This is a genomic window from Cellulosimicrobium sp. E-16 (genome assembly GCF_049913115.1).
In the GTDB taxonomy this organism is placed as follows: Bacteria; Actinomycetota; Actinomycetes; order Actinomycetales; family Cellulomonadaceae; genus Cellulosimicrobium.
Genome location: NZ_CP183974.1, coordinates 4,142,863 through 4,164,619, shown reverse-complemented (window position 1 = coordinate 4,164,619; position 21,757 = coordinate 4,142,863). Strand labels below are relative to the sequence as shown.

Sequence of the window (21,757 nt, the reverse complement as noted above, 5' to 3'; positions counted from 1 at the left end):
GCGTCAGCGCTCCGCGCGCGGGATGCGGGGGGCGCGCGGACCGCGGGGCGGCTCGTTCGGCGGCCACTCGCCGTCGTCCGAGCCGTCGTCGGCCGTGAAGAGGAGGTCGTGCAGGCGGACCTGCACGTTCTCGACGTCGGGGACGTCGTGCAGGTTCAGGCCCGGCTTGTCGGTCGCGTCGGAGATGACGAGCGTCCCGCACCCGAAGATCCGGTCGATCGGGCCCTTCTCGTAGTTCACGTCGTTGATGCGGTAGAGCGGGATGTCGCGTCCGGTGCGCGTGATGATGCCCGAGCGCATCGCGATGCGCTTGGTGGTCACGGTGTACTCCGTGGTCCGCCAGCGCAGCCACGGCACGAGCACCCAGACGATCGCCGCGACGAGGGCGAGGCCCGCGACGACCCAGCGGACGACGTCGTTCGGGACGAGCACGACCGTCACGACGACGGCCGCGACGAGGGCGACCAGCAGCACGAACGGCCAGAACAGCGCCTTCGCGTGCTCCTTGAGCTCCATGACGACGTGCTCGCCCTCGGTGAGGTGCTTCTCGCTCAGACCCATGGGCAGCATCGTGCCACCTCGCGGACCGCGGTGGGAGAGCCGTCCCGCCGGTCGTCCGCCCGGGGTCAGGCTTGTGCCGAGAGGTTCCAGCCCTCGACCGTGCGCAGCCCGTGCCCGTAGCCCAGCAGGCAGATCGCGGCCGTGCCGAGCTCGAGCCGCGCACCCAGGCCGGGGTCGACGCCGAGCCACACGGTCGCGAGGACGCGCAGCAGGTGCCCGTGCGCGAACAGGACGACGTCGTCGCCGCCCTGCAGCGTCGGCTCGACGCGCTGGAGCACGCGCCCGGCCCGGGCGGCCACCTCGGTGAGCTCCTCGCCGCGATGCCCGTTCGCCGCCGCGAGCACGTTCACGCCGTCGCGGAAGATCAGCCACTCGTGGCCCAGCTGCTCGCCGACGTCGACCGCGGTCCGTCCGTCGACGGGGCCGTAGTCCCACTCGGCGAGGTCGTCGTCGGTCTCCGCGTCCGGGAACCCGGCGAGGTCGGCGGTGCGTCGCGCGCGCTGGCGCGGGCTCGAGAGCACGACGGCGGGACGTCGCCCCCGGCGGTCGGCCCACCGCTGCAGCCACACGCCCGCCGCGACGGCCTGCTGCTCGCCCGCGACCGTGAGCGGGATGTCCGAGCGCCCGGTGTGGCGGCCGCTCGCGCTCCACTCGGTCTCGCCGTGGCGCACGAGGACGAGCTGCGGGTCGGGGGCGGTGTCGGTGGCGGTCACGGGTCGGCCTTCCTGCGTGGGGTCCTCCAGCAGGATCACCCGGGGACGCCCGGGGCGCGCGTCGGGGGTGTCAGCCGGGGATGCGGTCGACGCCGTTGATCGCGAGGAAGACGACGAGGGCGCCGAGCAGGACGACGGCGATCCCGGTCGCGACGAGCAGGACGGTACGGGGGCGGACGCGCACGAGGACTCCGGTGGACGAGGCGGGAGACGGAGAGGTCGAGACCATTCTCGCGCGCCCGCGTCGGTGGTCCCCGTTAGCGTCGGTACCGAGACGACGGGCGGCGACGGCGCCGCCGGAAGGGGGAACGGGATGGTGCACGAGGCGGCGGACGGGGAGATCGCGTACGGGAGCCCCGAGTTCGACTGGTCGATCCTCACGGTCCCGACGTCGCTCGCCGTCGTGCGCGGCCAGCTCGGGTTCTCGTGGCTCGAGGTCGCGGAGCGGCTCGCGACGCTCACCCAGGCGGAGCTCGAGTGGGAGCCCGGCCCGGACTCGTTGCGCGTCGTGCGTCGCGGCACCGAGCGCACGCCGCGCACGCTCGGCGTCGGCGACTGGGTGATGGAGTGGCCGGAGGGTCCGGACTCGTCGCAGCCGAGGACGATCGGGTGGCTGGTCGCGCACCTCACCGAGGCCTTCTTCGAGCGGTGGGAGTGGACGTTCGGGCCGCACGAGCGTCGCCGGGACGCGGTGGCGTTCTCGGGCGAGGTCGGGCCCGCGGTCGCGGGCCTGCGGCACGAGGTGGACCGGTGGCGGGCGGGGGTCGACGCGCTGCCGGACGAAGGGGCGTTCACCGTCGGGCTCAGCCAGGCGACGGAGATCGACGCCCAGGCGCCTTTCGTCCACCTCGTCGCGCACATGAACCGCGAGCTGATCCACCACGGCGCTGAGATCATGGTGCTGCAGGACCTCCACCGTGCGGCGAACGTCACGCCCTGACGGTCGGCCACGAGGGAATCGTGCGGTCGTCCAGATGGTTGAACGGTCACATGACCACGAACAGCCCCGCCGCGACGGACGCGACGGCCCCCACGGTGAAGATCGACATCTGGTCCGACGTCGCGTGCCCCTGGTGCTACGTCGGCAAGCGACGTCTCGAGACGGCGCTCGGCCGGCTCGCCGAGGCCGGCGACGGCCCGCAGGTCGAGATCGAGTACCACTCGTTCGAGCTCGCGCCGGACACCCCGGTCGACTTCGACGGCACCGAGGTGGACTTCCTCGCGGGGCACAAGGGCATGCCGCGTGCGCAGGTCGAGCAGATGCTCGGGCAGATGACCCAGCTCGCCGCCGCCGAGGGCCTCTCCTACGACTTCGACGCGCTGCAGCACACCAAGACCCTCACCGCCCACGAGCTGCTGCACCACGCGAAGGCGCACGGCAAGCAGGTCGAGATGAAGGAACGCCTCCTCAAGGCGTACTTCGAGGAGGGCCGGCACGTGGGTCGCGTCCAGGAGCTCGCGGACCTCGCGGCCGAGGTGGGGCTCGACCGCGCCGAGGCCGTCGCCGCCCTCGAGGACGGCCGCTACGCCGCGGACGTCCAGGCGGACATCGACCAGGCGCGCGCCTACGGGATCAACGGAGTGCCGTTCTTCGTCGTCGACGGCCGGTACGGCGTCTCGGGCGCCCAGGACCCGGCGGTCTTCGTCCAGGTGCTGCAGCAGGCGGTCGCGGAGCGCGACGCCGCCTGACCTGTCCGCTCTGCGAGACCAGGTTCGGAGAGCGACGTATCTCACACCCCGGTGCGGTGGACCTGCGACTCGGTATCACGGAGACTGGGACGCAGCCCGCACCGACGCCGGCTCCACACGTGCACCGGCGCCCGTGATTCCCACGAGGAGGCCTCAGATGACCGACACCACGACGAACCTCTACCACTCCATCGCGAACCCGCGTCGCACCACGCTCATGAACGTGAGCGCCGCCGACGCCGCAGCCCCGCACCGCGAGAGCGCCCCCGGGCTCACGCTCGTCGGCGCGGACGACGCCGCGGTCTGCGTCGACGGGGTGTGCGCGCTCCCCGAGTAACACCGTGAGTGCATGGAATAGTCGCCGGAACGGCAGGTTCCGGCGACTATTTCATGCACTCAGCGAGGTGCGTGGCCGTCAGTTGGGGCGGTGGTCCTGGATCGAGAGGCGTGGGCCGCGCCGTGGGGCGTGCGCCCTGCCGGAGAGCTCCAGGAGCCGGACGACGCGGTAGCGGTGCGGCGAGTACGGCGCGAGGAGCTCGAGCATGCGCTCGTCGTCGACTCGCTCGCCGACGAGCGCCCAGCCGACCGCCTTGGCGAGGTGGTAGTCGCCCACCGACACGGCGTCGGCGTCGCCGAGAGCGCGCTGCGCGACCTCGGCCGCGGTCCACACGCCCACGCCCGGGACCGCCTGGAGCCGGGCGTGGGCGGCGGCGGCTCCCCGCGCGTCGAGCAGCGCGCCGCACTCCTCGAGGCGGCGGGCGACGCGAGCGGCCGCGACGACGGTCCGCGCACGGCCCGGGTCGACGTTCGCGCGGTGCCAGTCCCAGGACGGCACGCGCGCCCAGGTGGCGGCGTCGGGCACGACGAGCATCCCGGCGTCGCCCGCGGGACCCGGCGCGCGCTCGCCGTACCGGCGCAGGAGCCAGCCCCACGACCGCCACGCGGCGACCGTCTGGACGCGCTGCTCGAGGATCGCGGGGACGAGCGCCTCCAGCACGCGACCGGTGCGGGGGATGCGCAGGCCGGTGCTGCGCCGGTGCGCGTCGCGCAGGGGCGCGGGCGGGGTGAAGCCGGTGTCGTCGTCGTGCTCGCCCAGCAGGTGGGGGAGGGCGTCGAGCACCTCTTGGGCACCCGGTCCCCAGGCGTGCCCGACGACGTCGCGCGGCCCGGTCTGCGCGAGGCGGCAGGTCGCGGGGCCGGAGGGCATCCGCGTCGTGCGCCAGACGTCCCCGGACGGCGTGCGGCGGAACGTCGGGTCGTACGGTCCGCGGGGCAGCCGGCCGAGCGTGAGGTGCAGGTCCAGGGGCCGGTCCGACCGGACGCGTCGGACGAGCGGCTCGCCGACCTCGGCGTGCGCGACCACGCGTGGACGGTCGCCGACCGCGTGCTCGGCGGGCTCGGGGCCCGTGCTCGGCAGGACGGTCACCGCCCCATCGTCGCACCCGCCGCCGACGGTCGAGCGCGATGTGGCCTGGCGTCGTGCTCGGCGGTGGTGCGTCAGTCGAACAGGGTGTCCATGTCCCACGCGGGCTCCGGCGCCGGCTGCTTGGGCGTCGGCGCGTGCGCGGCAGCGGCCGTGGCGTGCGCCGCTCCGGACGCGCGGCCGGCCGGTCGCGTGGGGTCGCCGAGCTCGGGGACGAGCGTGCCGTCGAGGTCGCCGCGACCGGCAGCCCAGTCCTGGGCGGCGAGGCCCGCGAGCTGGTCGGCGCGCTCGTTGAACGGGTCGCCGACGTGGCCGCGCACCCAGCGGAACCGGACGGGCCCTGCGCGCTCGGTGATGACCCGGTCGATCGCCTGCACGAGCTCGAGGTTCTTCACGGGCTGCCCGCCCGCGGTGCGCCACCCCTTGCGCTTCCAGGCGACGACCCACTCAGACGCGCACTTGATGGCGTACTGCGAGTCGGACTCGATGAGCAGCGGCTCCGCGCCCGGGTGCGCGCGGACCGCCTGGAGCAGCGCGGTCAGCTCGGCGACCTGGTTGGTCCCGCTCACGGCGCCGCCGGAGTCGAACGTGCCGTCGTGGTTGATCCACGCCCACCCGATGGCGCCGCCCGGGTTGCTCAGGCACGAGCCGTCGGTGCTGACAGTGATCACAGCGCTCCTCGATCACGGACGTCCCCGCCCGCCGGCTGCGGCGCGGGGAGGCGAATGCGTCGAGCCACATTGTCCCCCGGACCGGAGGGTCGAGGGACCACGTGTCCGTAGGCGCCCGGTCGGGGTCGCCTCAGGGGAGAACCGGGGGGATACCCCATGGTGCCGGACGGCCGCGCGGTCGAGGCTGGGACGCATGGTCGCGTGGGTCGTGGAGCTGTGGGGACAGGTCGAGGCGTGGTTGCTCGCGCTCGTCGACTCCGTGTGGGCGCTGCCGACGCTCTTCGCGACGACCGCGGGCGACGGGTTCTTCCCGCCGATCCCCGGCGAGACCGTGATCGTGATGCTCGCGGTGGGGGCGCAGTCCGGCGGGGGCGTGGCCTGGGGGCTCGTGCTGCTGGTCGCCGCCCTCGGCGCGTGGTGCGGCGACCAGCTCGCCTACGCGCTCGGGCGGGCGCTGGGCACGCGAGCGCTGCCGGCGCTGCGCGGCCCGCGCGGCCAGCGCGCCGTCACGTGGGCGACGCGGTCGCTCGACCGACGCGGCGCGTCCGTCGTGCTGGGTGCGCGGTTCGTGCCGATCGGGCGGACGGCGGTCAACGTGACCGCGGGGGCCGTGGGCTTCTCGCGCCGCCGCTTCATGGCGCTCTCCGCCGTCGCCTCGGTCGCCTGGGCCACGTACTCGGTCCTCATCGGCACGCTCGCCGCCGCCTGGGTGGGCGACAGCCCGCTCCTCGCCGTCGTGGTCGGGGTCGTCGGCGGGATCCTTCTCGGCGTCCTCGTCGACACCGCGGTCCGGTTCCGCGCGGCCCGGCGGGAGCGGGACGCCCTCCTGGTGCCGGGGTCTGCCGCGATCACGTCGCTCGTCCACGAGGCCGCCGCCCCCGCGCCGGACGCCGACCTGGTCCCGTGCCCGGGACCCGCGAGCTGACGCCGCGCCCGCGGGACCCGTGGGTGCCCGCACGACGACGGAGGGCCCCGGTCGACGACCAGGGCCCTCCGCGGTGAGCGTCGGTCAGGAGACGCCGAGCAGGTCGATGACGAAGATCAGCGTCTTGCCGGACAGGCGGTGGCCGCCGCCCGCGGGGCCGTAGGCGAGCTCCGGCGGCACGACGAGCTTGCGCCGCCCGCCCACCTTCATGCCGGGGATCCCCTGCTGCCAGCCCGCGATGAGGCTGCGCAGCGGGAAGTTGATCGACTGCCCACGGTTCCACGAGGCGTCGAACTCCTCGCCCGTCTCGTACTCGACGCCGAGGTAGTGCACGTTCACGGTCGCGCCCGGCGTGGCCTCCGGGCCGTCACCGACGGTGATGTCCTCGACGACGAGCTCCGTGGGCGCGGGGCCCTCCGGCGCGTCGACCTCGGGGCGGGACAGCTCGTTCTCTCCAGTGGTCATGCTCCGATCCAACCACGACGGCGGACGGCGGGCTGGCCCGAGGTTGGGGACGCCCGGAACGCGGGTCGGGGGGACCCCCGGGGCCTCGTTCGGCCGCGCGCAACACGGCGAGGCCGGAGATCGCCATCATGGAGGCATGCCCACGACACCCGCGCAGCCGTCCGGCACGCCTCCCGAACCCCCGGCACGGGCCGCGACCGGGGCGGCGCTCCCCGGTTCGTCGCCCGACCGCGGGGCCCGACCGACGCCGCACGAGGTGCGGCGGTGGCGCCGGTTCCTCGCCGACGAGCGCGCGGAGGCCGCCGTCTACCGCGACCTCGCGAGCCGTCGCAGCGGGGAGGAGCGCGACATCCTCCTGGCGCTCGCGGACGCGGAGAAGCGGCACGAGCGGCACTGGCTCGACCTGCTCGGCGACGACGTCGGCAAGCCCCTGCGCGGCGACTGGCGCACCCGGACGCTCGGCTGGCTCGCGCGCCGCTTCGGCGGCGTGTTCGTGCTCGCGCTCGCCCAGCGCGCCGAGGCGCGCTCGACGTACGAGACCGACGCCGACGCGACGCCGACGATGGCCGCGGACGAGCGGATCCACGAGGAGGTCGTGCGCGGGCTCGCGACGCGCGGGCGCAACCGCATGTCGGGGACGTTCCGCGCGGCGGTCTTCGGTGCGAACGACGGGCTCGTGTCCAACCTCGCGCTGATCCTCGGTATCGGGGCGTCCGGGGCGTCGAACAGCACCGTCCTCCTCTCGGGGCTCGCGGGACTGCTCGCGGGAGCGCTGTCCATGGGCGCGGGGGAGTACGTGTCGGTGCGGTCGCAGCGCGAGCTGCTCGACGCCTCGACGCCCAGCCCGCAGGCGTCCGCCGCGCTGCCCGACCTCGACGTCGACGCGAACGAGCTGGCGCTCGTCTACCGCGCACGCGGCATGGCACCGGTCGAGGCCGAGGCGCACGCCGCCGACGTCCTCGCGACGTACACGCAGCAGACCGTTATCGCCCCGCCGCCCAGCACGGACGAGCACGAGACGCACGGGACGGCGATGGGGGCGGCGGTGTCGTCGTTCCTCTTCTTCGCGTCGGGCGCGCTCATCCCGGTGCTGCCCTATCTCTTCGGCCTCACGGGCCTCGTGGCCGTGGGCGTGGCGGCCCTCCTGGTGGGGATCGCGCTCCTCGCGACCGGCGCCACGGTCGGTCTGCTCTCGGGGACCTCGCCGCTCACGCGAGCCCTGCGGCAGATCGCCATCGGGTTCGGCGCCGCCGCGGCGACCTACCTGCTCGGCCTGGTGTTCGGGGCAACCGTCGGGTGAAATCGGGCGCTCCCGGTGGTGAGCGTCACACGGGCATGCCTACCGTGACCCCGGACGGGCCTGTCGGCCCGACCCTTCGCTGCACCGACGACCCACGGGGCACACGATGGACGCGACGCACGACGCGCAGGGCAGGCGCGCACCAGCCGCCCGTCGCTGGCTCGTGCGCGCTCTCGTGGCCGGTGGCGGCCTCGGTGCGGGCCTCGCGTTCGCCGTCGCGACCGCGGGCGGCGCGTCCGCCGCGGACGACCCGCTCGGTCTCGGAAAGGCCCTGTCACCCGTGACCTCGACGGTCCAGACCGTCGTCGACCCGGTGGTCCGGGACGTCGTGAAGCCGGTCGTGCGCGACGTCGTCGCCCCGGTCGTCCAGCCGGTCGCCCCGGTCGTCGAGAAGGTCGTGACCCCGGCCGCCCCCGTGGTCGAGGAGGTCGTGCGACCCGTCGCCCCGGTGGTGGAGCAGGTGGTCGAGCCGGTCGCTCCCGTGGTCGAGCAGGTCGTCGCACCCGTGGCGCCGGTCGTGCAGCCCGTGACCGACGCCGTCGCGCCGGTGACCACGCCGGTCCTCGACGCGGTCGTGCCGGCCGCGACGCCGGTCGTCGAGGCGGTCGCACCGGTGGTGAACCCGGTCCTCGAGACCGTGGCGCCGGCGCTCGACCCGGTCGCGCCGGTCCTGGAGGCGCTGACCCCGGTCCTCGACGTGCTGGCGCCGGTCACCGACCCGGTGCTCGGTCCCGTCACGGGGCCGCTCACGCCGCTGGACCCGCTCGCGCCCGTGCTCCCCGAGGCGCCCGGGACGGGCTCTGAGGCTCCGGGCCCGTCCGGTCCGGCGGAGCCAGGAAGCTCCGCGCCGAACACTCCTGACCCCGGCCCGGCAGCTCCGTCGGCGTCGGACGGCGTGCCACCGCCCGCTCCGGCGACCGGAGCGGACCGCGCGGGCCTGACGCCGTCGACCGGCGCGCGGTCCGGCGCGCGGCATCCGGGGGTCGACGGTGGGGTCCTCCTCGCCGCGGTCGATGCTCCGCCGGTCACGGTCGCGCCCGCGGGCGGTCCCGCGTCACCCGGCGGCATCCCCGCCGACGGTGGCCTCGGCACCACGCCGGCGCCCTCCGGCAGCGCCCAGCGCGCCGGGTCAGGTGGCGACCTCGCGGCGGTCGGCCACGGCGCCGACGCCCCCGCCCTCTCGTCCTGGACCGCCGTCGTCGACGACGCGCGGTCGAAGCACCCCTCGACGTTCTTCGAGGTCCCGGTCTCTCCTGCCTGAGGTGGTCCGCCGCCGCGCGTCGCGCGGCAGACGCGACCCGGCGCCGTCGTGCGCCACCACCTTTGAGCAGGAAAGAGAACGATCATGCACACCTTCGTTCGGCGCGCGCTGCGCACAGCGCTCGTCACAGGCGGCCTCGTGGTCGTCGGGGCCGGAGCGGCCCACGCAGCCGAGGGCGACCTCCTCGGCGACCTCGGGCTGGACGTCTCGGTCGAGGCTCCGCTGAGCCAGGTGACCGAGGCTCTGCCCGACGTCTCGGTCGACGTGCCCGTGCACGTCCCCGTGACCGTGTCCGACGTCGCGGTGGGCGCCCTCGGCGACGCGACCGTGACCTCTGAGCCGTCCGCCGAGCCGGCGCCCGCGCCCGCGCCGGAGCCCGCCCCGGCGGGTCCGGCGGACATCGACGTGGACATCCCGGTGACGGTCCCCGTCGACGTGTCGGGTGTCGCCGTCGGCGTCCTGGGCGACGCCGCGGTGGCGCCGGCCGCGGACCCGGCGCCCACGCCAGCACCAGCCCCCGCCCCCGCGCCCGCCCCGGCGGGCGCGGCGGACGTGGACGTCGACGTGCCGGTGACGATCCCCGTGGACGTCTCGGGCGTCGCGGTGGGCGTCCTGGGCGACGCGGCGGTCACTCCGGCTCCGGCTGCCCCGGCCGACGGCACCGACGACGGCGCGGCCGGGTCCGGCTCGGACGTGGACGTCGACGTGCCGGTCACCATCCCCGTGGACGTCTCGGGCGTCGCGGTCGGCGTCGGCGGCGACGCGGCTGTCGGCGGTGGCGCCGGTGAGGGCTCCGGCGACGGGGCCGGCTCCGGCGAGGCGTCAGACGGCTCGGGCCTGCTCGACGGCGTCCTGGGCGACGGCGGCCTCGTCGACGACCTGCTCGGCGACGGTCTCCTGGGCGACGGCGTGCTCGGCGGGGGTGACGGCCTCCTGGACGGGGTCCTGGGCGAGGACGGTCTCGTGGACGACCTGCTCGGTGGCGGTTCGTCGGGCGACGGTCTGCTGGACGGCGTGCTCGGCGACGACGGCCTGCTCGACGGGGTTCTCGGGGACGACGGCGTGCTCGGCGCGCTGCCCGACCTCGACGTCGACCTGCCGGTGACGGTCCCCGTCACGGTCTGCGGCGTGGGCGTGGGCCTGCTGGGCGACGCCTCTGCCGCGTGCCCGACGGCGGCGGTCCCCACGGACCCGACCGACCCGACGGACCCGACCGACCCGACGGACCCGACGGACCCGACGGACCCGACGGACCCGTCCGATCCGACCGACCCCGCTGACCCGGGGACCTCGGACGGCACGGACGGCACCGTGACCCGCGTGCTGAACCCGGTGACCGGGAACGGCGCGATGGCCGCGACCGGCGGTTCGACCGTCATCGCGTCGGCCCCGACGGCCCTCGCCACCACCGGTGCGGGCGGTGACCTGGGGCTGCTCGTGATGGCCGGGCTGCTCACGCTCCTCGGCCTGTCGCTCCAGCGCTTCCGCCGGAAGTCCTGGGTCGCGGACCCGGCCGCCTACACCCCGGTCTTCACCGACCGGAGCTGACGCTCACCATGACAGGGGCCGCCCGGGCCTCGCGCCCGGGCGGTCCTCGCGACGCGGTCGAGACGGTCCTGGCCAGGGAGCACCCGGAGCGACCGCGCCGCGGTGGCGTCCTCGACGCCGAGGAGCACTCGCCCCGGGGCGCTAGACCACGAGGCCCAGCAGGAGGATCACGACGAGCGCGACGACCGACAGGACGCACTCCATGAGCGACCACGTCTTGAACGTCTGCCCGACCGTCATGCCGAAGTACTCCTTGACCAGCCAGAAGCCTGCGTCGTTGACGTGGGAGAGGAACACCGACCCGGCGCCGATCGAGAGCACGAGCAGCGCTGCGTGCGTGGGCGGGAGGGTCGCGGCGATCGGCGCCATGATGCCCGCGGCGGTGATGGTCGCGACGGTCGCGGACCCGGTGGCAACGCGGATGAGGACGGCGACGAGCCAGCCCGCGAGCAGCGGCGTGACGTTCGCGTCCGAGATGCCCTTCGCGACGACGTCACCCACGCCCGAGTCGACGAGCGTCTGCTTGAAGCCACCGCCGGCCCCGACGATGAGAAGGATGCCGGCGATCGGCGCGAACGACGAGTCGACGAGCTTGCTCACCTGGTCGCGCGTGCGGCCGAGCGCGGAGCCGAGCACGACGAGCGAGACGAGCGCGGTGATGAGGAGCGCGACGAGCGGTGTCCCGATGAACTCGAAGACGCGGCCCCAGCCGGTGTCGATGGACCCGCTGACCTCGACGAGGGTGCGGGCGAGCATGAGGATCACGGGCAGCAGGACGACGCCCACGGAGACGGCGAAGCTCGGGCGCGGCGCGTCCTCGTCGCGCTCGGACACGCCGAGCACGGACGTCGGCGGCGGGAGCGGCACCCAGCGCGCGAGGGGCTTGGCGAGCAGGGGGCCGGACACGATGACGGTCGGGACCGCGACGAGCAGGCCCAGGCCGAGCGTCAGACCGAGGTCCGCTCCGAGCGCGTCGATCGCGAGGAGCGGCCCGGGGTGCGGGGGGACGAGGCCGTGCAGCGCCGACAGGCCGGCGAGAGCGGGGATGCCGACGAGGATCGGGTTGGTGCGGACGCGCTTGGCCACGAGCATGACCACCGGCACGAGGAGGACCACGCCGACCTCGAAGAACAGCGGGATCCCGATGACGAAGGCGATGAGCGCCATGGCCCAGGGGAGGCGCTGGGTCGAGGTCTTGCCGAGGATCGTGTCGACGATCTGGTCGGCGCCCCCGGAGTCGATGAGCATCTTGCCGATGATCGCGCCGAGGGCGATGAGCACGCCGACGCCGGCGACCGTCGAGCCGAGCCCCGCGGAGAAGCTCGTGAACGCGTCGACGAAGTCGATGCCGGCGACGACCGCGAGCACGGCCGAGCCGATCATGAGCGCGAGGAACGGGTGCAGCTTCAGCCACACGATGAGCACGACGATCGTCGCGATGCCGACGACGGCGGCGAGGACGAGCTGGGCCGTCCCGGCATCGGTCACGGGTGCGTCCTCCGTGGCGCGCGCGACGGTCGCGAGGGCCGGAGCGTGCTGGGCGAGCGTGGCGATCATCCGCGTGTCTCCGCCCCGGTCGTCGTGGCGGCGTCGCGCCCGGCGCAGTCGGCTCGTCGGCGGAGCACGAGGTCGACGATCTCCTCGGGCGTGGAGGTGACCTCGACGGTGAAGCCGGGCTCGTCGTCGGACAGCGGCTCGAGCGTCGCGAGCTGCGAGGGCAGGAGTGACGTGGGCATGAAGTGGCCGCTGCGGTGCGCCATGCGCTCCGCGAGGAGGTCGGGGCTGCCGTCGAGGTGGACGAAGCAGACCGAGCCGCGCGCGGTGCGCAGCAGGTCGCGGTAGGAGCGCTTGAGCGCGGAGCAGGTCACGACGCCGGAGCGTCCGGCGTCCGCCTCGGCGCTCAGCCAGTCGCGGATCGCCTCGAGCCACGGCCAGCGGTCCTCGTCGGTGAGCGGCGTCCCGGCGCTCATCTTGGCGATGTTGGCCTCGGGGTGGAACTGGTCGGCCTCGGCGTACTCGGTGCCGAGGTGCCGGGCGAGCAGCGTCGCGACGGTGGTCTTGCCCGAGCCGGCGACGCCCATCACGACGAGGTGCTGGGGCAGGGGGTGGTGTCCGGCGTCGTCGGGCCGGTCGGTGGTGCTGACGTCCGTGTCCATGTGTCGACTTCCGTGTCGGGCGGGGCGTCCGGGGCGGGTCGGCGCCGTGCCGGCCGCTCCCGGGCGGCGACCGTCGTGGTCGTCGCTGGCCTCCACTGTGGGCTATTGGTAGCACCTTTGGCAAGTGATTGATATCACCATTCGCCGCCACTAGGCTGCGAGGCATGGCGACGACGGTCCTGCACACCACCGTGCTCGACGCCCTGGGTCGTCGCATCACCAGCGGCGACGTCCCGGTCGGCACGCCGCTCACGCTCGAGTCGATCGGGACGGAGTTCGGCGTCTCCCGCACCGTCGCGCGCGAGGTCATGCGGCTGCTCGAAGGGCTCGGCCTCGTGCGGTCCAAGCGGCGCGTCGGGCTCGTGGTCCTCGGCATCGAGGAGTGGAACGTGCTCGACCCGCGCGTCATCCGCTGGCGCCTCGAAGGGCCGGGCCGCGACCCCCAGCTCCGCACGCTCACCGAGCTGCGGCACGCCGTCGAGCCGCTCGCGGCCGCGGGGGCAGCGGTCCACGCGACGGACGACGAGCGCGCCGAGCTCGTGGCCGCGGCGACGCGCATGCGGATGCTCGGCGAGGCGGGCGACCTCGAGGAGTTCCTCGCGCTCGACGTCCGCTTCCACGAGCTCCTGCTCCGCGCGAGCGGCAACGAGATGTTCGGTGCGCTCGCCGGTGTCGTCGCCGCGGTGCTCAGCGGGCGTACGCACCTCGGCCTCATGCCCGCGTCCCCGGTCCCCGAGGCGCTGGACCAGCACGAGGCCGTCGCGCGCGCCGTCGCGGACAGCGACGCGCGCGCCGCCGAGGCGGCGATGGCGGCGATCGTCGGCGAGGTCCGCGCCGCGCTCGGCGGGGTCGACCGCGAGGCGTGACCCGACGGTCGCTCGCGCGCCTGCCCGGGTCTGCCGCGCGCCGGGCGACGCCGCGCGGAGTGCGCCGCGCGAACTGCCCCCCGCGCGCTACGCCGCGCCGGCGGAGGCCGGGAGGGCGTGCAGCGCGTCGACGAGCGACGCGAGCTCGGGAGCCTGGGTCGCGTCGTGCAGGGCGGACTCGAGAGTCGCGTCGTGGGTGGGCCGCGCGGCGAGCAGCAGGGCCTCGCCCGCGGGCGTGAGCTCGGTGTAGATCCCCCGGCGGTCGTCCTGGCACAGGATGCGCGTGAGGAGCCCGCGGTCCTCGAGCCGGTTGACCAGCCGGGTGGTCGCGCTGGGGGAGAGGGCGGCGGCGCGCGCGAGCTGCTGCATGCGCATGTGCCAGCCGTCCTGCCGGGAGAGCGCGTCGAGGACGGTGTACTCGACGACAGAGAGGTCGTGCTCCGACTGCAGGGCGCGCTCGAGCGCGGCGTCGATGAGCCCGTGCAGCGCGGCGAGCGTGCGCCAGCCCTGTGCGCGGACCTCGACGGCGTCGTCGGCGATGCCCATGGCGTCCTCCTCGGGTGCGGGCGTGACCCCCCAACTATAGCGCTTGTGCAACTAATCGGCGTGTGCAACTATCGATAACAAGCGTCTGCAACTAGTGCAGGCGCCAGGTGAACGCGTGCGCAACGCTTCTGACCACCTGACCCCGCCCACGTCCCGCACCAGGAGATCGTCATGCCAGTCGCCCTCTGGGCCCTCGCCATCGGGGGCTTCGGCATCGGGCTCACCGAGTTCGTCATCATGGGGCTGCTCCCCGAGGTGGCCGCCGACTTCGGGGTCACCGAGTCCGTCGCCGGCTACCTCATCTCGGGCTACGCGCTGTCCGTCGCCGTCGGCGCGATCGGCCTCACCGCCGCCCTCACGCGCGTCGACCGCAAGAAGGCCCTGCTCGGCCTCATGGTCCTGTTCATCGCGGGCAACCTGCTGTCCGCCGTCGCGCCGACGTACGAGGTCATGCTCCTCGGGCGCGTCGTCGCGGCGCTGTGCCACGGCGCGTTCTTCGGGATCGGCGCCGTCGTGGCGGCGGACCTCGTCGCGCCCGAGAAGCGCGCCGGGGCCATCTCGATCATGTTCGCCGGGCTGACCATCGCGAACGTGCTCGGCGTCCCGTTCGGCACGTTCCTCGGCCAGGCCGCCGGGTGGCGCGCGACGTTCTGGGCCATCACCGCCATCGGCGTCGTCGCGCTCGCCGGGATCGCGGTGTTGGTCCCGTCGCGGGTCGGGTCGCCTGACGGCGCCCCCGCGCCTGGCGAGAGCCCGGCGCCCGGGGCTGACCGCGCGCCGGGCCGCATGGGCCTGCGCGGCGAGCTCGCAGCGTTCCGCAGCACGCAGGTGTGGTTCTCGATCGCCATCACCGTGCTCGGGTTCGGCGGGATGTTCGGCGCGTTCACGTACATCGCGTTCACGCTCACCGAGGTGGGCGGGTTCACGTCGGCGTCGGTCCCGTGGCTGCTCGTGCTGTTCGGCGGCGGGCTGTTCGTCGGCAACCTCGTCGGTGGGCGCGCGGCCGACCGCCGCCTCGGCACGACGCTCGTGGTGCTGTTCGCGGCGCTCACCGTGGTGCTGGGCGTCTTCGCGCTCACCGCGACGAGCCAGGTGATGACCGTCGTGAGCCTCGTCCTCATGGGCGCCTTCGGGTTCGCGACCGTCCCCGGGCTCCAGATGCGCGTCATGTCCTACGCGCAGGCTGCGCCTACGCTCGCGTCGGGCGCGAACATCGCCGCCTTCAACGTCGGCAACGCGCTCGGCGCCTGGATCGGCGGCCTGACCATCGCCGCCGGGCTCGGCTTCACGTCGCCCCTGTGGGCGGGTGCGGCGATGACGGCCGTCGGGCTCGTCGTCCTGCTCGTCGCGGTCACGGCGCGCGGCGGCGAGTGGTCCCGCGGCGCGCGGCCCACCCCGGAGGACGCGGTCGTCGCCCCCGCTCCGGAGGCACCGGCCGCCGTCTGACACCCGCGGTGCCGAACCCGGGGTCGTTCCTCACGACCGGCGCGTCGTGGGGAACGACCCCGGGTTCGGCGTGTCAGCGGGGGTGGACGCGGACCTCGGCCGCCTTGACGACGAACCAGACGCGCTCGCCCGGGACCAGGCGCAGCTCGGCGACGGCTCGCGGCGTGAGGTCCGCAGCCAGGTGCGGGGCGTCGTGCCCGACGACGGTCGTCGCCCCCGCGGCCGGGTCGCCCGGGCCCTCGCCGGTCACGCGACCCCAGACGCGCAGCAGCGGACCGTGCGGCTCCACGCTCGTGACGACCACCCGGTACGCGTTGCGGGGACTGCCCTCGGGCGTCGCCCGGTGGACGGCGACCGTGCGCGGCTCGAACACCGCGACGGCCCCGTCCCCGGCGGCGAGCGGCTCGTCCGCCGTCCCGCGCACACGGACCTGCGTGCCGTCGACGGCGAGGGTCGCCTCGCGTGCGGCGGCCTCCTCCTCCGGCCCCGCCTCGGTCGGGACCAGAGCCGCGTCCGCCCCGCCGGAGCCCGGCCGCCCCGGCCCCGTCCCGAGGCTCCCCACCGTGACGGGCTCCGGCACGGCGACGTGCGCGACTCTCCCCACGAGCAGGTTGACGCCCGCGAGGCGGGCCGCGAACCGGGACCGTGGCCGCGTGAGGACCCGGTCCACCGGACCGTCCTCGACGACGCGGCCGTCCTCCAGCACGACGACGCGGTCCGCCAGCAGCAGCACGTCGAGCAGGTCGTGGGTCACCAGGAGCGTGGTGCGGGGTCGGTCGCGCTGCGCGTGGTGCAGCACCGACCGCACGTGCTGCGCGACGCTGACGTCGAGCGAGGCGAGCGGCTCGTCGAGCAGGAGCACGCGCGGGTCGGTGACGAGCGCCCGGGCGATCGCGACGCGCTGCGCCTGCCCGCCGGAGAGGTCGGTCGAGCGCCGGGTCGCGAGGTCGGCGGCGCCGACGTGCCCCAGCGCGGCCCGGGCCTCGCGCCGGGCGCGGGCGCGCGGCACGCCCCGTGCCCGGGGGCCGAACGCGACGTTGTCCTCGACCGACAGGTTCTCGAACAGCAGCGGCCGCTGGCTCAGCCACGCGAGCCGGCGACGGCGCGGCGCGACCCGCGTGACGTCGTCGTCGCCGACGGCGACCCGGGCGTCGTGCGCGTCGCCGGGCGGGAGGAGGCCTGCGACGACCTGCACGAGCGTCGACTTGCCCGCGCCGTTCGCACCGAGCACCGCGACGACCTCGCCCGGCGCGAGGGTGAGGTCGACGTCCAGCCCGCGCTCCGGCAGGAGGGCACGCACAGCGAGTGCGGCGGGGGCCGCATCGTCGCGCGGCGCCGGCGCCGCGGCGGGTGCCGGAGCGCTCGCGGGCGAGACGTCCTCCCGGACGACCGGGCCGCCGTCGGGCAGGGTGCCCGCCGCGCGGGCCCCGCGGGCACCTCGCCGCGGGCGGGCCGTCCGGGCGTCCGGGCCGCCGAGCACGCGCGGACCGTGGACGGCCGCCGTGATGAGCACCGCGACGACGACGAGCACGAACGACAGCGCGACGGCGGCGTCCGGGTCGGCGCTGCGCTGGAGGTAGATCTCGAGCGGCAGGGTCTGCGTGACGCCCTGGAGCGCGCCCGCGAAGGTGATGGTCGCGCCGAACTCGCCGAGCGCCCGCGCGAACGCGAGCACCGCGCCCGACAGCAGCCCCGGCAGGACGCGCGGGAGGGTCACGCGGCGCAGCACCGTCGTCGGCCCGGCGCCGAGCGTCGCGGCGACGTCCTCGAGGCGCGTGTCCTGCGTGCGCAGCGCGCCCTCGAGGCTCAGCACGAGGAACGGCAGCGCCACGAACGTCTGGGCCAGGACCACGGCCGTCGTGGTGAACGCGATCTCGATCCCCAGCACCTCGAGGTGCTGGCCGATCAGCCCGCGGCGCCCGAACGTGTGGAGCAGCGCGATGCCGCCGACCACGGGCGGCAGGACGAGCGGCAGCAGCACGAGGGCGCGCGCGACGCGCTGCCCGGGGAACGTCGTGCGCGCGAGGACGAGCGCCATGGGCGTGCCGAGCAGCACGCAGCACAGCGTCGCGACGAGCGCGGTGCGCAGGGACAGGCCGAGCGCGTCGAGCGCGGCCGGGGACGTCACGAGGGCCCAGAAGCCGCCGGTCCCGTCCGGCCCCGGCGCCAGCTCGACGCGCGCGACCATCGCCACCACGGGGACGACGACGAACAGCGCGCCGAGCAGCGCCGGGACGAGGACCCAGCGGGGGAGCCCGCGCATCAGGACCTGCGGGGTGGTGCGGACGTCACGGCGTCGCCGCGTCGGGGGCGCCGAAGCCCGCGGCGGCGAGCGCGGCCTGCCCGGCGTCGCCGGTCACGAGGTCGACCCACGCCCGCGCGAGCGCGGCCTGCTCCGGGCCGGCCTCCTCGGCCGCCGCGACGAGCGCGATCGGGTAGACGTTGAGCGCGGCGTCGGTCTCGGGCACGTCGACCACGTCGACGGCGTCGCCCGCGAGCGTCGCGTCCGTGACGTACACGAGTCCGGCGTCGGCCTCGCCCGACGTCACCTTGGCGAGCACGTCGGTGACGTTGGCCTCCTCGCTCACGCGGTGGATCGTGACGCCCGCCGCCTCGGCGACCGTGTCGGTCGCGCCGCCGCACGGGACCTCCGGCGCGCACACGACGACCTTGACGTCGTCGCGCGCGAGGTCGGCGAACGTCTCGACGCCCGCGGGGTTGCCGGGCGGGGTGACGACCGTCAGCGTGTTCGTCGCGAACGCGACGGGGTCGGACGCGTCGCCCGCGTCGACGACCCGGGTCATGTTGCGCTCGTCCGCGGACGCGAAGACGTCGGCCGGCGCACCGGCGAGGATCTGGTCGCCCAGGTCGGACGACCCGGCGAACGACAGCGCCACGGTCACGCCCTCGTGCTCGGCCTCGAAGTCGCCCGCGAGGTCCGTGAACACGTCGCGGAGCGACGCCGCGGCGAGGACCGTGAGCGTGCGCTCCTCGGCCGGAGTGCTCGCGGGGTCCGTGGCGCCGTCCGACGACGCGGCGTCCTCCCCGGTGCCCCCGCCCGTGCCGCACGCGGCGAGCGCGGCGACGAGGACCGCCGTCCCGAGCCCGGCGAGGGCTCCTCGGGCGCGGCGGCGGGAGGAGGTCGTGCGGGTGGTCGTGCGGGGGCGTGCGGACGCGCTCACGCGGTTCCTCCAGGGGTCTCGACGATGACGGTCGTCGCCTTGACGACCGCGACGGCCAGGCTTCCGGGCTCGAGGCGCAGCTCGCGCACGGCCTCGGTGCTCATGAGGGAGACCACGCGCTGACCCCCGCAGAGCATCTCGACCTGGGACATGACGGTGTCGCTCACGACGTCCGTGACGATCCCGACGAAGCGGTTGCGCGCCGAGCGCGCCACGCCGGACGGGTCGGGCGTCGGGTGCGACTGGGCGACGGCGAAGCGCGCGAGCTCCGCGCCGTCGACGACCTTGCGCCCGGCGTCGTCGGCGCTCGCGGCGAGGTCCCCGGCATCGACCCAGCGTCGGACGGTGTCGTCACTCACCCCGAGCAGGCCTGCGGCCTCGCGAATCCGAAAGTGCGGCATGAAGGCGACGATAGACCCGCACCTGCGGAGTGTCACGCGGTCGGGCCGTGACAAACGACGCAGGCGGCGAGCGGGCGCTCGACATGTCTGCCACAGCGCTCGCTAGGGTGGCGCATGGCCCTGCGACGACGCGCCCGTCCCGCCGCCGTCCCCACGGATCGACGGGGGGCGCTCGCCGTCCTCGCGGCCGCCGTCGTCGCCCTCACGCTCGCCGCGTGCACCGCGGGCGCGGCGCCCGACGACCCGACCACGGCCCCGACGTCGGGCACGCCCACCGACGGGCCGACACCGACGTCCGAGGTCACGACCCGGGAGACCGCGTCGGAGGGGTTCCCCGGGGTCTACGCGGTCCCGGACGGGCTCTCCGCCGACGACCCACGGCCCGCCGTCCTCGCGTTCGGCGGGTCGGAGGGTGGGTCGGAGACCGGGCGGATGGTCGCCGAGGCCGTCGCCGGCCTCGGGTACCCCGCGCTCGGCATCGGCTACTTCAAGGGTGTCGACCAGCCGTCGTCGCTCGAGGAGGTGCCGGCCGAGACCTTCCTCGACGCCCTCACGTGGCTCCGGGAGCAGCCGGGCGTGGACGACGACGCCGTCCTCGCGTTCGGTGTCTCGCGCGGAGGAGAGATGGCGCTGTGGCTCGCGGCGAACCGGCCGGAGCTCGTGCACGGTGCGATCGCCCCCGTCGGCGCCGATGCCGTGATGTGCGGGTACCCGGACTACACGCGCTCTGCCTGGAAGCTGGGCGACGAGCCCCTCCCGTGCTCGTCGGACGTGCACGCGCAGACCGCGGCGAGCCCCGAGGCCCGGATCCCCGTCGAACAGATCGACGGTCCCGTCGTGCTCGCGTGCGGCACCGAGGACGAGCTGTGGGACTCGTGCGCGTTCCTGCGGCGCGCGGAGGGCAGCCTCGCCGACCGGGGAGCGGGGACGACCGTCGCGATCCACGGCGACGGCGCGAGCCACTTCGTCGCGACGCCGCCCTGGCTGGACCAGCCCTGGGGCGACCCCGACACGGAGACGGAGGACCTCGGCGTCCGCCGCCAGCTCTGGACGGCCGTCGACGAGGCGCTCGCGTCGCTCGACTCCTGACCTCGCGCGCGACGGCCGACCGGCCAGGACGACTGCTGCGCCACGGTGCGAGCGAGGCGTCCACGGACGCATCGCTCGTCCACGGACGCGGCGCTCGATGTCGGCGCAGCGCTCGCCTCCGGACGCGACGACGGGCGTCCGGGGCCGTGTGGCACGCTCGGGCCGTGAGCGAGACGACGACCCGGGCGGACGTGCGCGTCGCCGTCGAGGACCCGACGGCCGAGGACGTGCTGGCGCTGCTGCAGGAGCACCTGGACGACATGCACGCGACGTCGCCGCCGGAGAGCGTCCACGCGCTGGACGTGGAGCGGCTGCGCGCGTCGGACATCACGTTCGTCACCGCGCGCGCCACGGACGGCGGCCTCCTGGGGTGCGGCGCGCTCAAGCAGCACGACGCGACGCTGGGCGAGCTCAAGTCCATGCGCACGACGGCGGCCGCGCGGGGCCGGGGCGTCGCCGCCACGGTCCTCGCGCACCTGCTCGACGTCGCGCGCGACCGCGGCCTCGACCGCGTGAGCCTCGAGACGGGTACGGAGGACTACTTCGCGCCCGCCCGAAGGCTCTACGTCCGCCACGGCTTCGAGCCGTGCGCGCCGTTCGCCGAGTACACGGACGACCCGAACAGCGCGTACCTGACGATCGCGCTCGCCTGACCGGGCCGCTCTACCTCGCGACGGCGAGGTCGGCACCCCGACAGACAGGACCCCGTGACCGGTACCGGTCACGGGGTCCTGTGCGTCGGGTCAGGGAAGGCGTGGGAGCGCCGAGGTGTCATGCGTCGAGCTTCAGGCGAGCCCCGAGGGCGACGGCGGCGACGACGGCTGCTCCGGCGACGAGGACGACGTCCTTGAGCACGTACTGACCCAGGAGGGTCATGCCGTGGCCGAAGAGCTCGTCGGCGAACAGCACGATCGGCGACAGGATGCCGGCCATCGCGACGGCGAGGGCGATCAGCCCGGCCCGCAGGAGGCGGCCGGTGAGGAGGGTCAGCCCGATGAACGTCTCCAGGACGGCGGTGAAGATCACGGCCGCGGTCCCGCCGACGAGGCCGAACGTGAGCGTCTCGACGGTCCGTGCCGCGATCGACTCAGCCGGGCTCGCGCCGGGGAAGAACTTCAGGACGCCGAACCCGAGGAACACGAGGCCGAGGGCGACGCGCAGCGCGGGGACGGACCAGCGGGTGAGGAACCGCGCGGTCGCGGCGACGGCCGTGTCGACGTGACCGGTCAGACGCTCGGTCAGGACGGCGACGCGGCGCGGGGCAGGGGGCGTGGTCGACGACGCGGACGGGCGGACGGCGCGGGGACGGCCGGCGGTCGTCGGGGCGGTGGTGGACATGCTCGAACCTCTTCCGGGTGACGGTCACGGTCGGGGTGACCGCCCCTGGAAGGAGGGGGCGTCGGGGCGTTCCGTGGTCGCCGCGGCGCCCTTTTCACCCGGTGGTGCCCGGTGGGTGCTCGGGGCGCCGGGGTGATTTCTGGGCGCTGACCTGGTACTCCGCGGGCGCGGCGGGGT

General features: G+C 75.2%; 23 protein-coding genes. 11 read left to right on the top strand and 12 right to left on the bottom strand.

Features of this window, described 5'->3' with window-relative positions:
- Positions 1-3 precede the first annotated feature (3 nt).
- Together ACN9MS_RS18325 and ACN9MS_RS18320 are read right to left on the bottom strand one after the other, a co-directional pair.
- Complete coding sequence (locus ACN9MS_RS18325) at positions 4-561, bottom strand: PH domain-containing protein (RefSeq protein WP_426309822.1); 558 nt, start codon at positions 559-561, stop codon at positions 4-6.
- A gap of 65 nt (positions 562-626) precedes the next feature.
- Positions 627-1,274, bottom strand: coding sequence for a histidine phosphatase family protein (locus ACN9MS_RS18320; protein WP_426309821.1), 648 nt, complete (start codon positions 1,272-1,274; stop codon positions 627-629).
- Positions 1,275-1,587: 313 nt separating this feature from the next.
- Between ACN9MS_RS18320 and ACN9MS_RS18315 the strand changes: the two genes are divergently transcribed.
- The 3 genes from ACN9MS_RS18315 to ACN9MS_RS18305 all read left to right on the top strand — a co-directional run bounded on the left by ACN9MS_RS18315 (position 1,588) and on the right by ACN9MS_RS18305 (position 3,300).
- The gene (locus ACN9MS_RS18315; protein ID WP_426309820.1) at positions 1,588-2,214 is read left to right on the top strand and encodes a DinB family protein; all 627 of its coding nucleotides are present in this window, start codon (positions 1,588-1,590) and stop codon (positions 2,212-2,214) included.
- A gap of 50 nt (positions 2,215-2,264) precedes the next feature.
- The gene (locus ACN9MS_RS18310; RefSeq protein ID WP_426309819.1) at positions 2,265-2,963 is read left to right on the top strand and encodes a DsbA family oxidoreductase; all 699 of its coding nucleotides are present in this window, start codon (positions 2,265-2,267) and stop codon (positions 2,961-2,963) included.
- A gap of 157 nt (positions 2,964-3,120) precedes the next feature.
- A complete protein-coding gene (locus ACN9MS_RS18305; RefSeq protein ID WP_426309818.1) occupies positions 3,121-3,300 on the top strand; it encodes a hypothetical protein in 180 nt (59 codons plus the stop codon).
- A 78-nt stretch (positions 3,301-3,378) separates the two neighbouring features.
- On the opposite strand, the gene ACN9MS_RS18300 is transcribed toward ACN9MS_RS18305, so the two are convergent.
- Both ACN9MS_RS18300 and ACN9MS_RS18295 read right to left on the bottom strand, forming a co-directional pair.
- Positions 3,379-4,389 (bottom strand): DNA-3-methyladenine glycosylase family protein, encoded by a 1,011-nt coding sequence (locus ACN9MS_RS18300; RefSeq protein ID WP_426309817.1) that lies wholly within the window; start codon positions 4,387-4,389, stop codon positions 3,379-3,381.
- A 71-nt stretch (positions 4,390-4,460) separates the two neighbouring features.
- A complete protein-coding gene (locus ACN9MS_RS18295) occupies positions 4,461-5,057 on the bottom strand; it encodes a ribonuclease H family protein (RefSeq protein WP_426309816.1) in 597 nt (198 codons plus the stop codon).
- Between the two features lie 193 nt (positions 5,058-5,250).
- Between ACN9MS_RS18295 and ACN9MS_RS18290 the strand changes: the two genes are divergently transcribed.
- Positions 5,251-5,982: a DedA family protein gene (locus ACN9MS_RS18290; protein WP_426309815.1), complete on the top strand. Its 732-nt coding sequence runs from the start codon at positions 5,251-5,253 to the stop codon at positions 5,980-5,982.
- A gap of 84 nt (positions 5,983-6,066) precedes the next feature.
- On the opposite strand, the gene ACN9MS_RS18285 is transcribed toward ACN9MS_RS18290, so the two are convergent.
- A complete protein-coding gene (locus ACN9MS_RS18285; protein WP_087470098.1) occupies positions 6,067-6,447 on the bottom strand; it encodes an FKBP-type peptidyl-prolyl cis-trans isomerase in 381 nt (126 codons plus the stop codon).
- Positions 6,448-6,583: 136 nt separating this feature from the next.
- On the opposite strand from ACN9MS_RS18285, the gene ACN9MS_RS18280 reads away from it, so the two are divergent.
- From ACN9MS_RS18280 to ACN9MS_RS18270, 3 genes are all read left to right on the top strand, one after another.
- Complete coding sequence (locus tag ACN9MS_RS18280) at positions 6,584-7,747, top strand: VIT1/CCC1 transporter family protein (protein ID WP_426309814.1); 1,164 nt, start codon at positions 6,584-6,586, stop codon at positions 7,745-7,747.
- A gap of 106 nt (positions 7,748-7,853) precedes the next feature.
- A complete protein-coding gene (locus ACN9MS_RS18275) occupies positions 7,854-9,008 on the top strand; it encodes a hypothetical protein (RefSeq protein WP_426309813.1) in 1,155 nt (384 codons plus the stop codon).
- Between the two features lie 84 nt (positions 9,009-9,092).
- The gene (locus ACN9MS_RS18270; RefSeq protein WP_426309812.1) at positions 9,093-10,556 is read left to right on the top strand and encodes a hypothetical protein; all 1,464 of its coding nucleotides are present in this window, start codon (positions 9,093-9,095) and stop codon (positions 10,554-10,556) included.
- A gap of 141 nt (positions 10,557-10,697) precedes the next feature.
- Here the strand turns inward: ACN9MS_RS18270 and ACN9MS_RS18265 are convergent, their stop codons facing one another.
- Complete coding sequence (locus ACN9MS_RS18265; protein WP_426309811.1) at positions 10,698-12,113, bottom strand: gluconate:H+ symporter; 1,416 nt, start codon at positions 12,111-12,113, stop codon at positions 10,698-10,700.
- Positions 12,110-12,712, bottom strand: a complete 603-nt coding sequence (locus tag ACN9MS_RS18260) for a gluconokinase (RefSeq protein WP_426309810.1) — start codon at positions 12,710-12,712, stop codon at positions 12,110-12,112. The genes ACN9MS_RS18265 and ACN9MS_RS18260 overlap by 4 nt, the downstream gene beginning before the upstream one ends.
- A 164-nt stretch (positions 12,713-12,876) precedes the next feature.
- Between ACN9MS_RS18260 and ACN9MS_RS18255 the strand changes: the two genes are divergently transcribed.
- Positions 12,877-13,578, top strand: a complete 702-nt coding sequence (locus tag ACN9MS_RS18255; RefSeq protein WP_426309809.1) for a FadR/GntR family transcriptional regulator — start codon at positions 12,877-12,879, stop codon at positions 13,576-13,578.
- A gap of 87 nt (positions 13,579-13,665) precedes the next feature.
- On the opposite strand, the gene ACN9MS_RS18250 is transcribed toward ACN9MS_RS18255, so the two are convergent.
- Positions 13,666-14,124, bottom strand: coding sequence for a MarR family winged helix-turn-helix transcriptional regulator (locus ACN9MS_RS18250; protein ID WP_426309808.1), 459 nt, complete (start codon positions 14,122-14,124; stop codon positions 13,666-13,668).
- Between the two features lie 171 nt (positions 14,125-14,295).
- Here ACN9MS_RS18250 and ACN9MS_RS18245 point away from each other — a divergent pair, with 171 nt between their 5' ends.
- Entirely contained in the window at positions 14,296-15,570 is a 1,275-nt protein-coding gene (locus ACN9MS_RS18245) for an MFS transporter (protein ID WP_426309807.1), read from the top strand.
- 73 nt (positions 15,571-15,643) lie between these two features.
- Here the strand turns inward: ACN9MS_RS18245 and ACN9MS_RS18240 are convergent, their stop codons facing one another.
- The 3 genes from ACN9MS_RS18240 to ACN9MS_RS18230 are packed head-to-tail and all read right to left on the bottom strand — an operon-like array spanning position 15,644 to position 19,153.
- Complete coding sequence (locus ACN9MS_RS18240) at positions 15,644-17,833, bottom strand: ABC transporter permease (protein WP_426309806.1); 2,190 nt, start codon at positions 17,831-17,833, stop codon at positions 15,644-15,646.
- A 25-nt stretch (positions 17,834-17,858) separates the two neighbouring features.
- Positions 17,859-18,752: a molybdate ABC transporter substrate-binding protein gene (gene modA, locus ACN9MS_RS18235; RefSeq protein WP_426309805.1), complete on the bottom strand. Its 894-nt coding sequence runs from the start codon at positions 18,750-18,752 to the stop codon at positions 17,859-17,861.
- A complete protein-coding gene (locus ACN9MS_RS18230) occupies positions 18,749-19,153 on the bottom strand; it encodes a TOBE domain-containing protein (protein ID WP_426309804.1) in 405 nt (134 codons plus the stop codon). The genes modA and ACN9MS_RS18230 overlap by 4 nt, the downstream gene beginning before the upstream one ends.
- A gap of 114 nt (positions 19,154-19,267) precedes the next feature.
- Between ACN9MS_RS18230 and ACN9MS_RS18225 the strand changes: the two genes are divergently transcribed.
- The gene (locus tag ACN9MS_RS18225) at positions 19,268-20,242 is read left to right on the top strand and encodes an alpha/beta hydrolase family protein (RefSeq protein WP_426309803.1); all 975 of its coding nucleotides are present in this window, start codon (positions 19,268-19,270) and stop codon (positions 20,240-20,242) included.
- Between the two features lie 164 nt (positions 20,243-20,406).
- Positions 20,407-20,895, top strand: coding sequence for a GNAT family N-acetyltransferase (locus ACN9MS_RS18220; RefSeq protein ID WP_426309802.1), 489 nt, complete (start codon positions 20,407-20,409; stop codon positions 20,893-20,895).
- Positions 20,896-21,013: 118 nt separating this feature from the next.
- Here the strand turns inward: ACN9MS_RS18220 and ACN9MS_RS18215 are convergent, their stop codons facing one another.
- Positions 21,014-21,580 carry a DoxX family membrane protein gene (locus ACN9MS_RS18215; protein WP_426309801.1) on the bottom strand — a complete coding sequence of 189 codons (567 nt, stop codon included), beginning with the start codon at positions 21,578-21,580 and terminating at the stop codon, positions 21,014-21,016.
- Positions 21,581-21,757: the final 177 nt, after the last annotated feature.

Excerpts from the sequence above, each read along its gene's own strand:
- ACN9MS_RS18245 (WP_426309807.1), top strand. The coding sequence starts at position 14,296 with ATGCCAGTCGCCCTCTGGGCCCTCGCCATCGGGGGCTTCGGCATCGGG.
- ACN9MS_RS18285 (WP_087470098.1), bottom strand. The coding sequence starts at position 6,447 with ATGACCACTGGAGAGAACGAGCTGTCCCGCCCCGAGGTCGACGCGCCG.
- ACN9MS_RS18310 (WP_426309819.1), top strand. The coding sequence starts at position 2,265 with ATGACCACGAACAGCCCCGCCGCGACGGACGCGACGGCCCCCACGGTG.
- ACN9MS_RS18215 (WP_426309801.1), bottom strand. The coding sequence starts at position 21,580 with ATGTCCACCACCGCCCCGACGACCGCCGGCCGTCCCCGCGCCGTCCGC.
- ACN9MS_RS18265 (WP_426309811.1), bottom strand. The coding sequence starts at position 12,113 with ATGATCGCCACGCTCGCCCAGCACGCTCCGGCCCTCGCGACCGTCGCG.
- ACN9MS_RS18290 (WP_426309815.1), top strand. The coding sequence starts at position 5,251 with ATGGTCGCGTGGGTCGTGGAGCTGTGGGGACAGGTCGAGGCGTGGTTG.
- ACN9MS_RS18325 (WP_426309822.1), bottom strand. The coding sequence starts at position 561 with ATGGGTCTGAGCGAGAAGCACCTCACCGAGGGCGAGCACGTCGTCATG.
- ACN9MS_RS18280 (WP_426309814.1), top strand. The coding sequence starts at position 6,584 with ATGCCCACGACACCCGCGCAGCCGTCCGGCACGCCTCCCGAACCCCCG.
- ACN9MS_RS18275 (WP_426309813.1), top strand. The coding sequence starts at position 7,854 with ATGGACGCGACGCACGACGCGCAGGGCAGGCGCGCACCAGCCGCCCGT.
- ACN9MS_RS18270 (WP_426309812.1), top strand. The coding sequence starts at position 9,093 with ATGCACACCTTCGTTCGGCGCGCGCTGCGCACAGCGCTCGTCACAGGC.
- ACN9MS_RS18255 (WP_426309809.1), top strand. The coding sequence starts at position 12,877 with ATGGCGACGACGGTCCTGCACACCACCGTGCTCGACGCCCTGGGTCGT.
- ACN9MS_RS18225 (WP_426309803.1), top strand. The coding sequence starts at position 19,268 with ATGGCCCTGCGACGACGCGCCCGTCCCGCCGCCGTCCCCACGGATCGA.
- ACN9MS_RS18260 (WP_426309810.1), bottom strand. The coding sequence starts at position 12,712 with ATGGACACGGACGTCAGCACCACCGACCGGCCCGACGACGCCGGACAC.
- ACN9MS_RS18305 (WP_426309818.1), top strand. The coding sequence starts at position 3,121 with ATGACCGACACCACGACGAACCTCTACCACTCCATCGCGAACCCGCGT.
- ACN9MS_RS18230 (WP_426309804.1), bottom strand. The coding sequence starts at position 19,153 with ATGCCGCACTTTCGGATTCGCGAGGCCGCAGGCCTGCTCGGGGTGAGT.
- ACN9MS_RS18315 (WP_426309820.1), top strand. The coding sequence starts at position 1,588 with ATGGTGCACGAGGCGGCGGACGGGGAGATCGCGTACGGGAGCCCCGAG.
- ACN9MS_RS18240 (WP_426309806.1), bottom strand. The coding sequence starts at position 17,833 with ATGCGCGGGCTCCCCCGCTGGGTCCTCGTCCCGGCGCTGCTCGGCGCG.
- ACN9MS_RS18250 (WP_426309808.1), bottom strand. The coding sequence starts at position 14,124 with ATGGGCATCGCCGACGACGCCGTCGAGGTCCGCGCACAGGGCTGGCGC.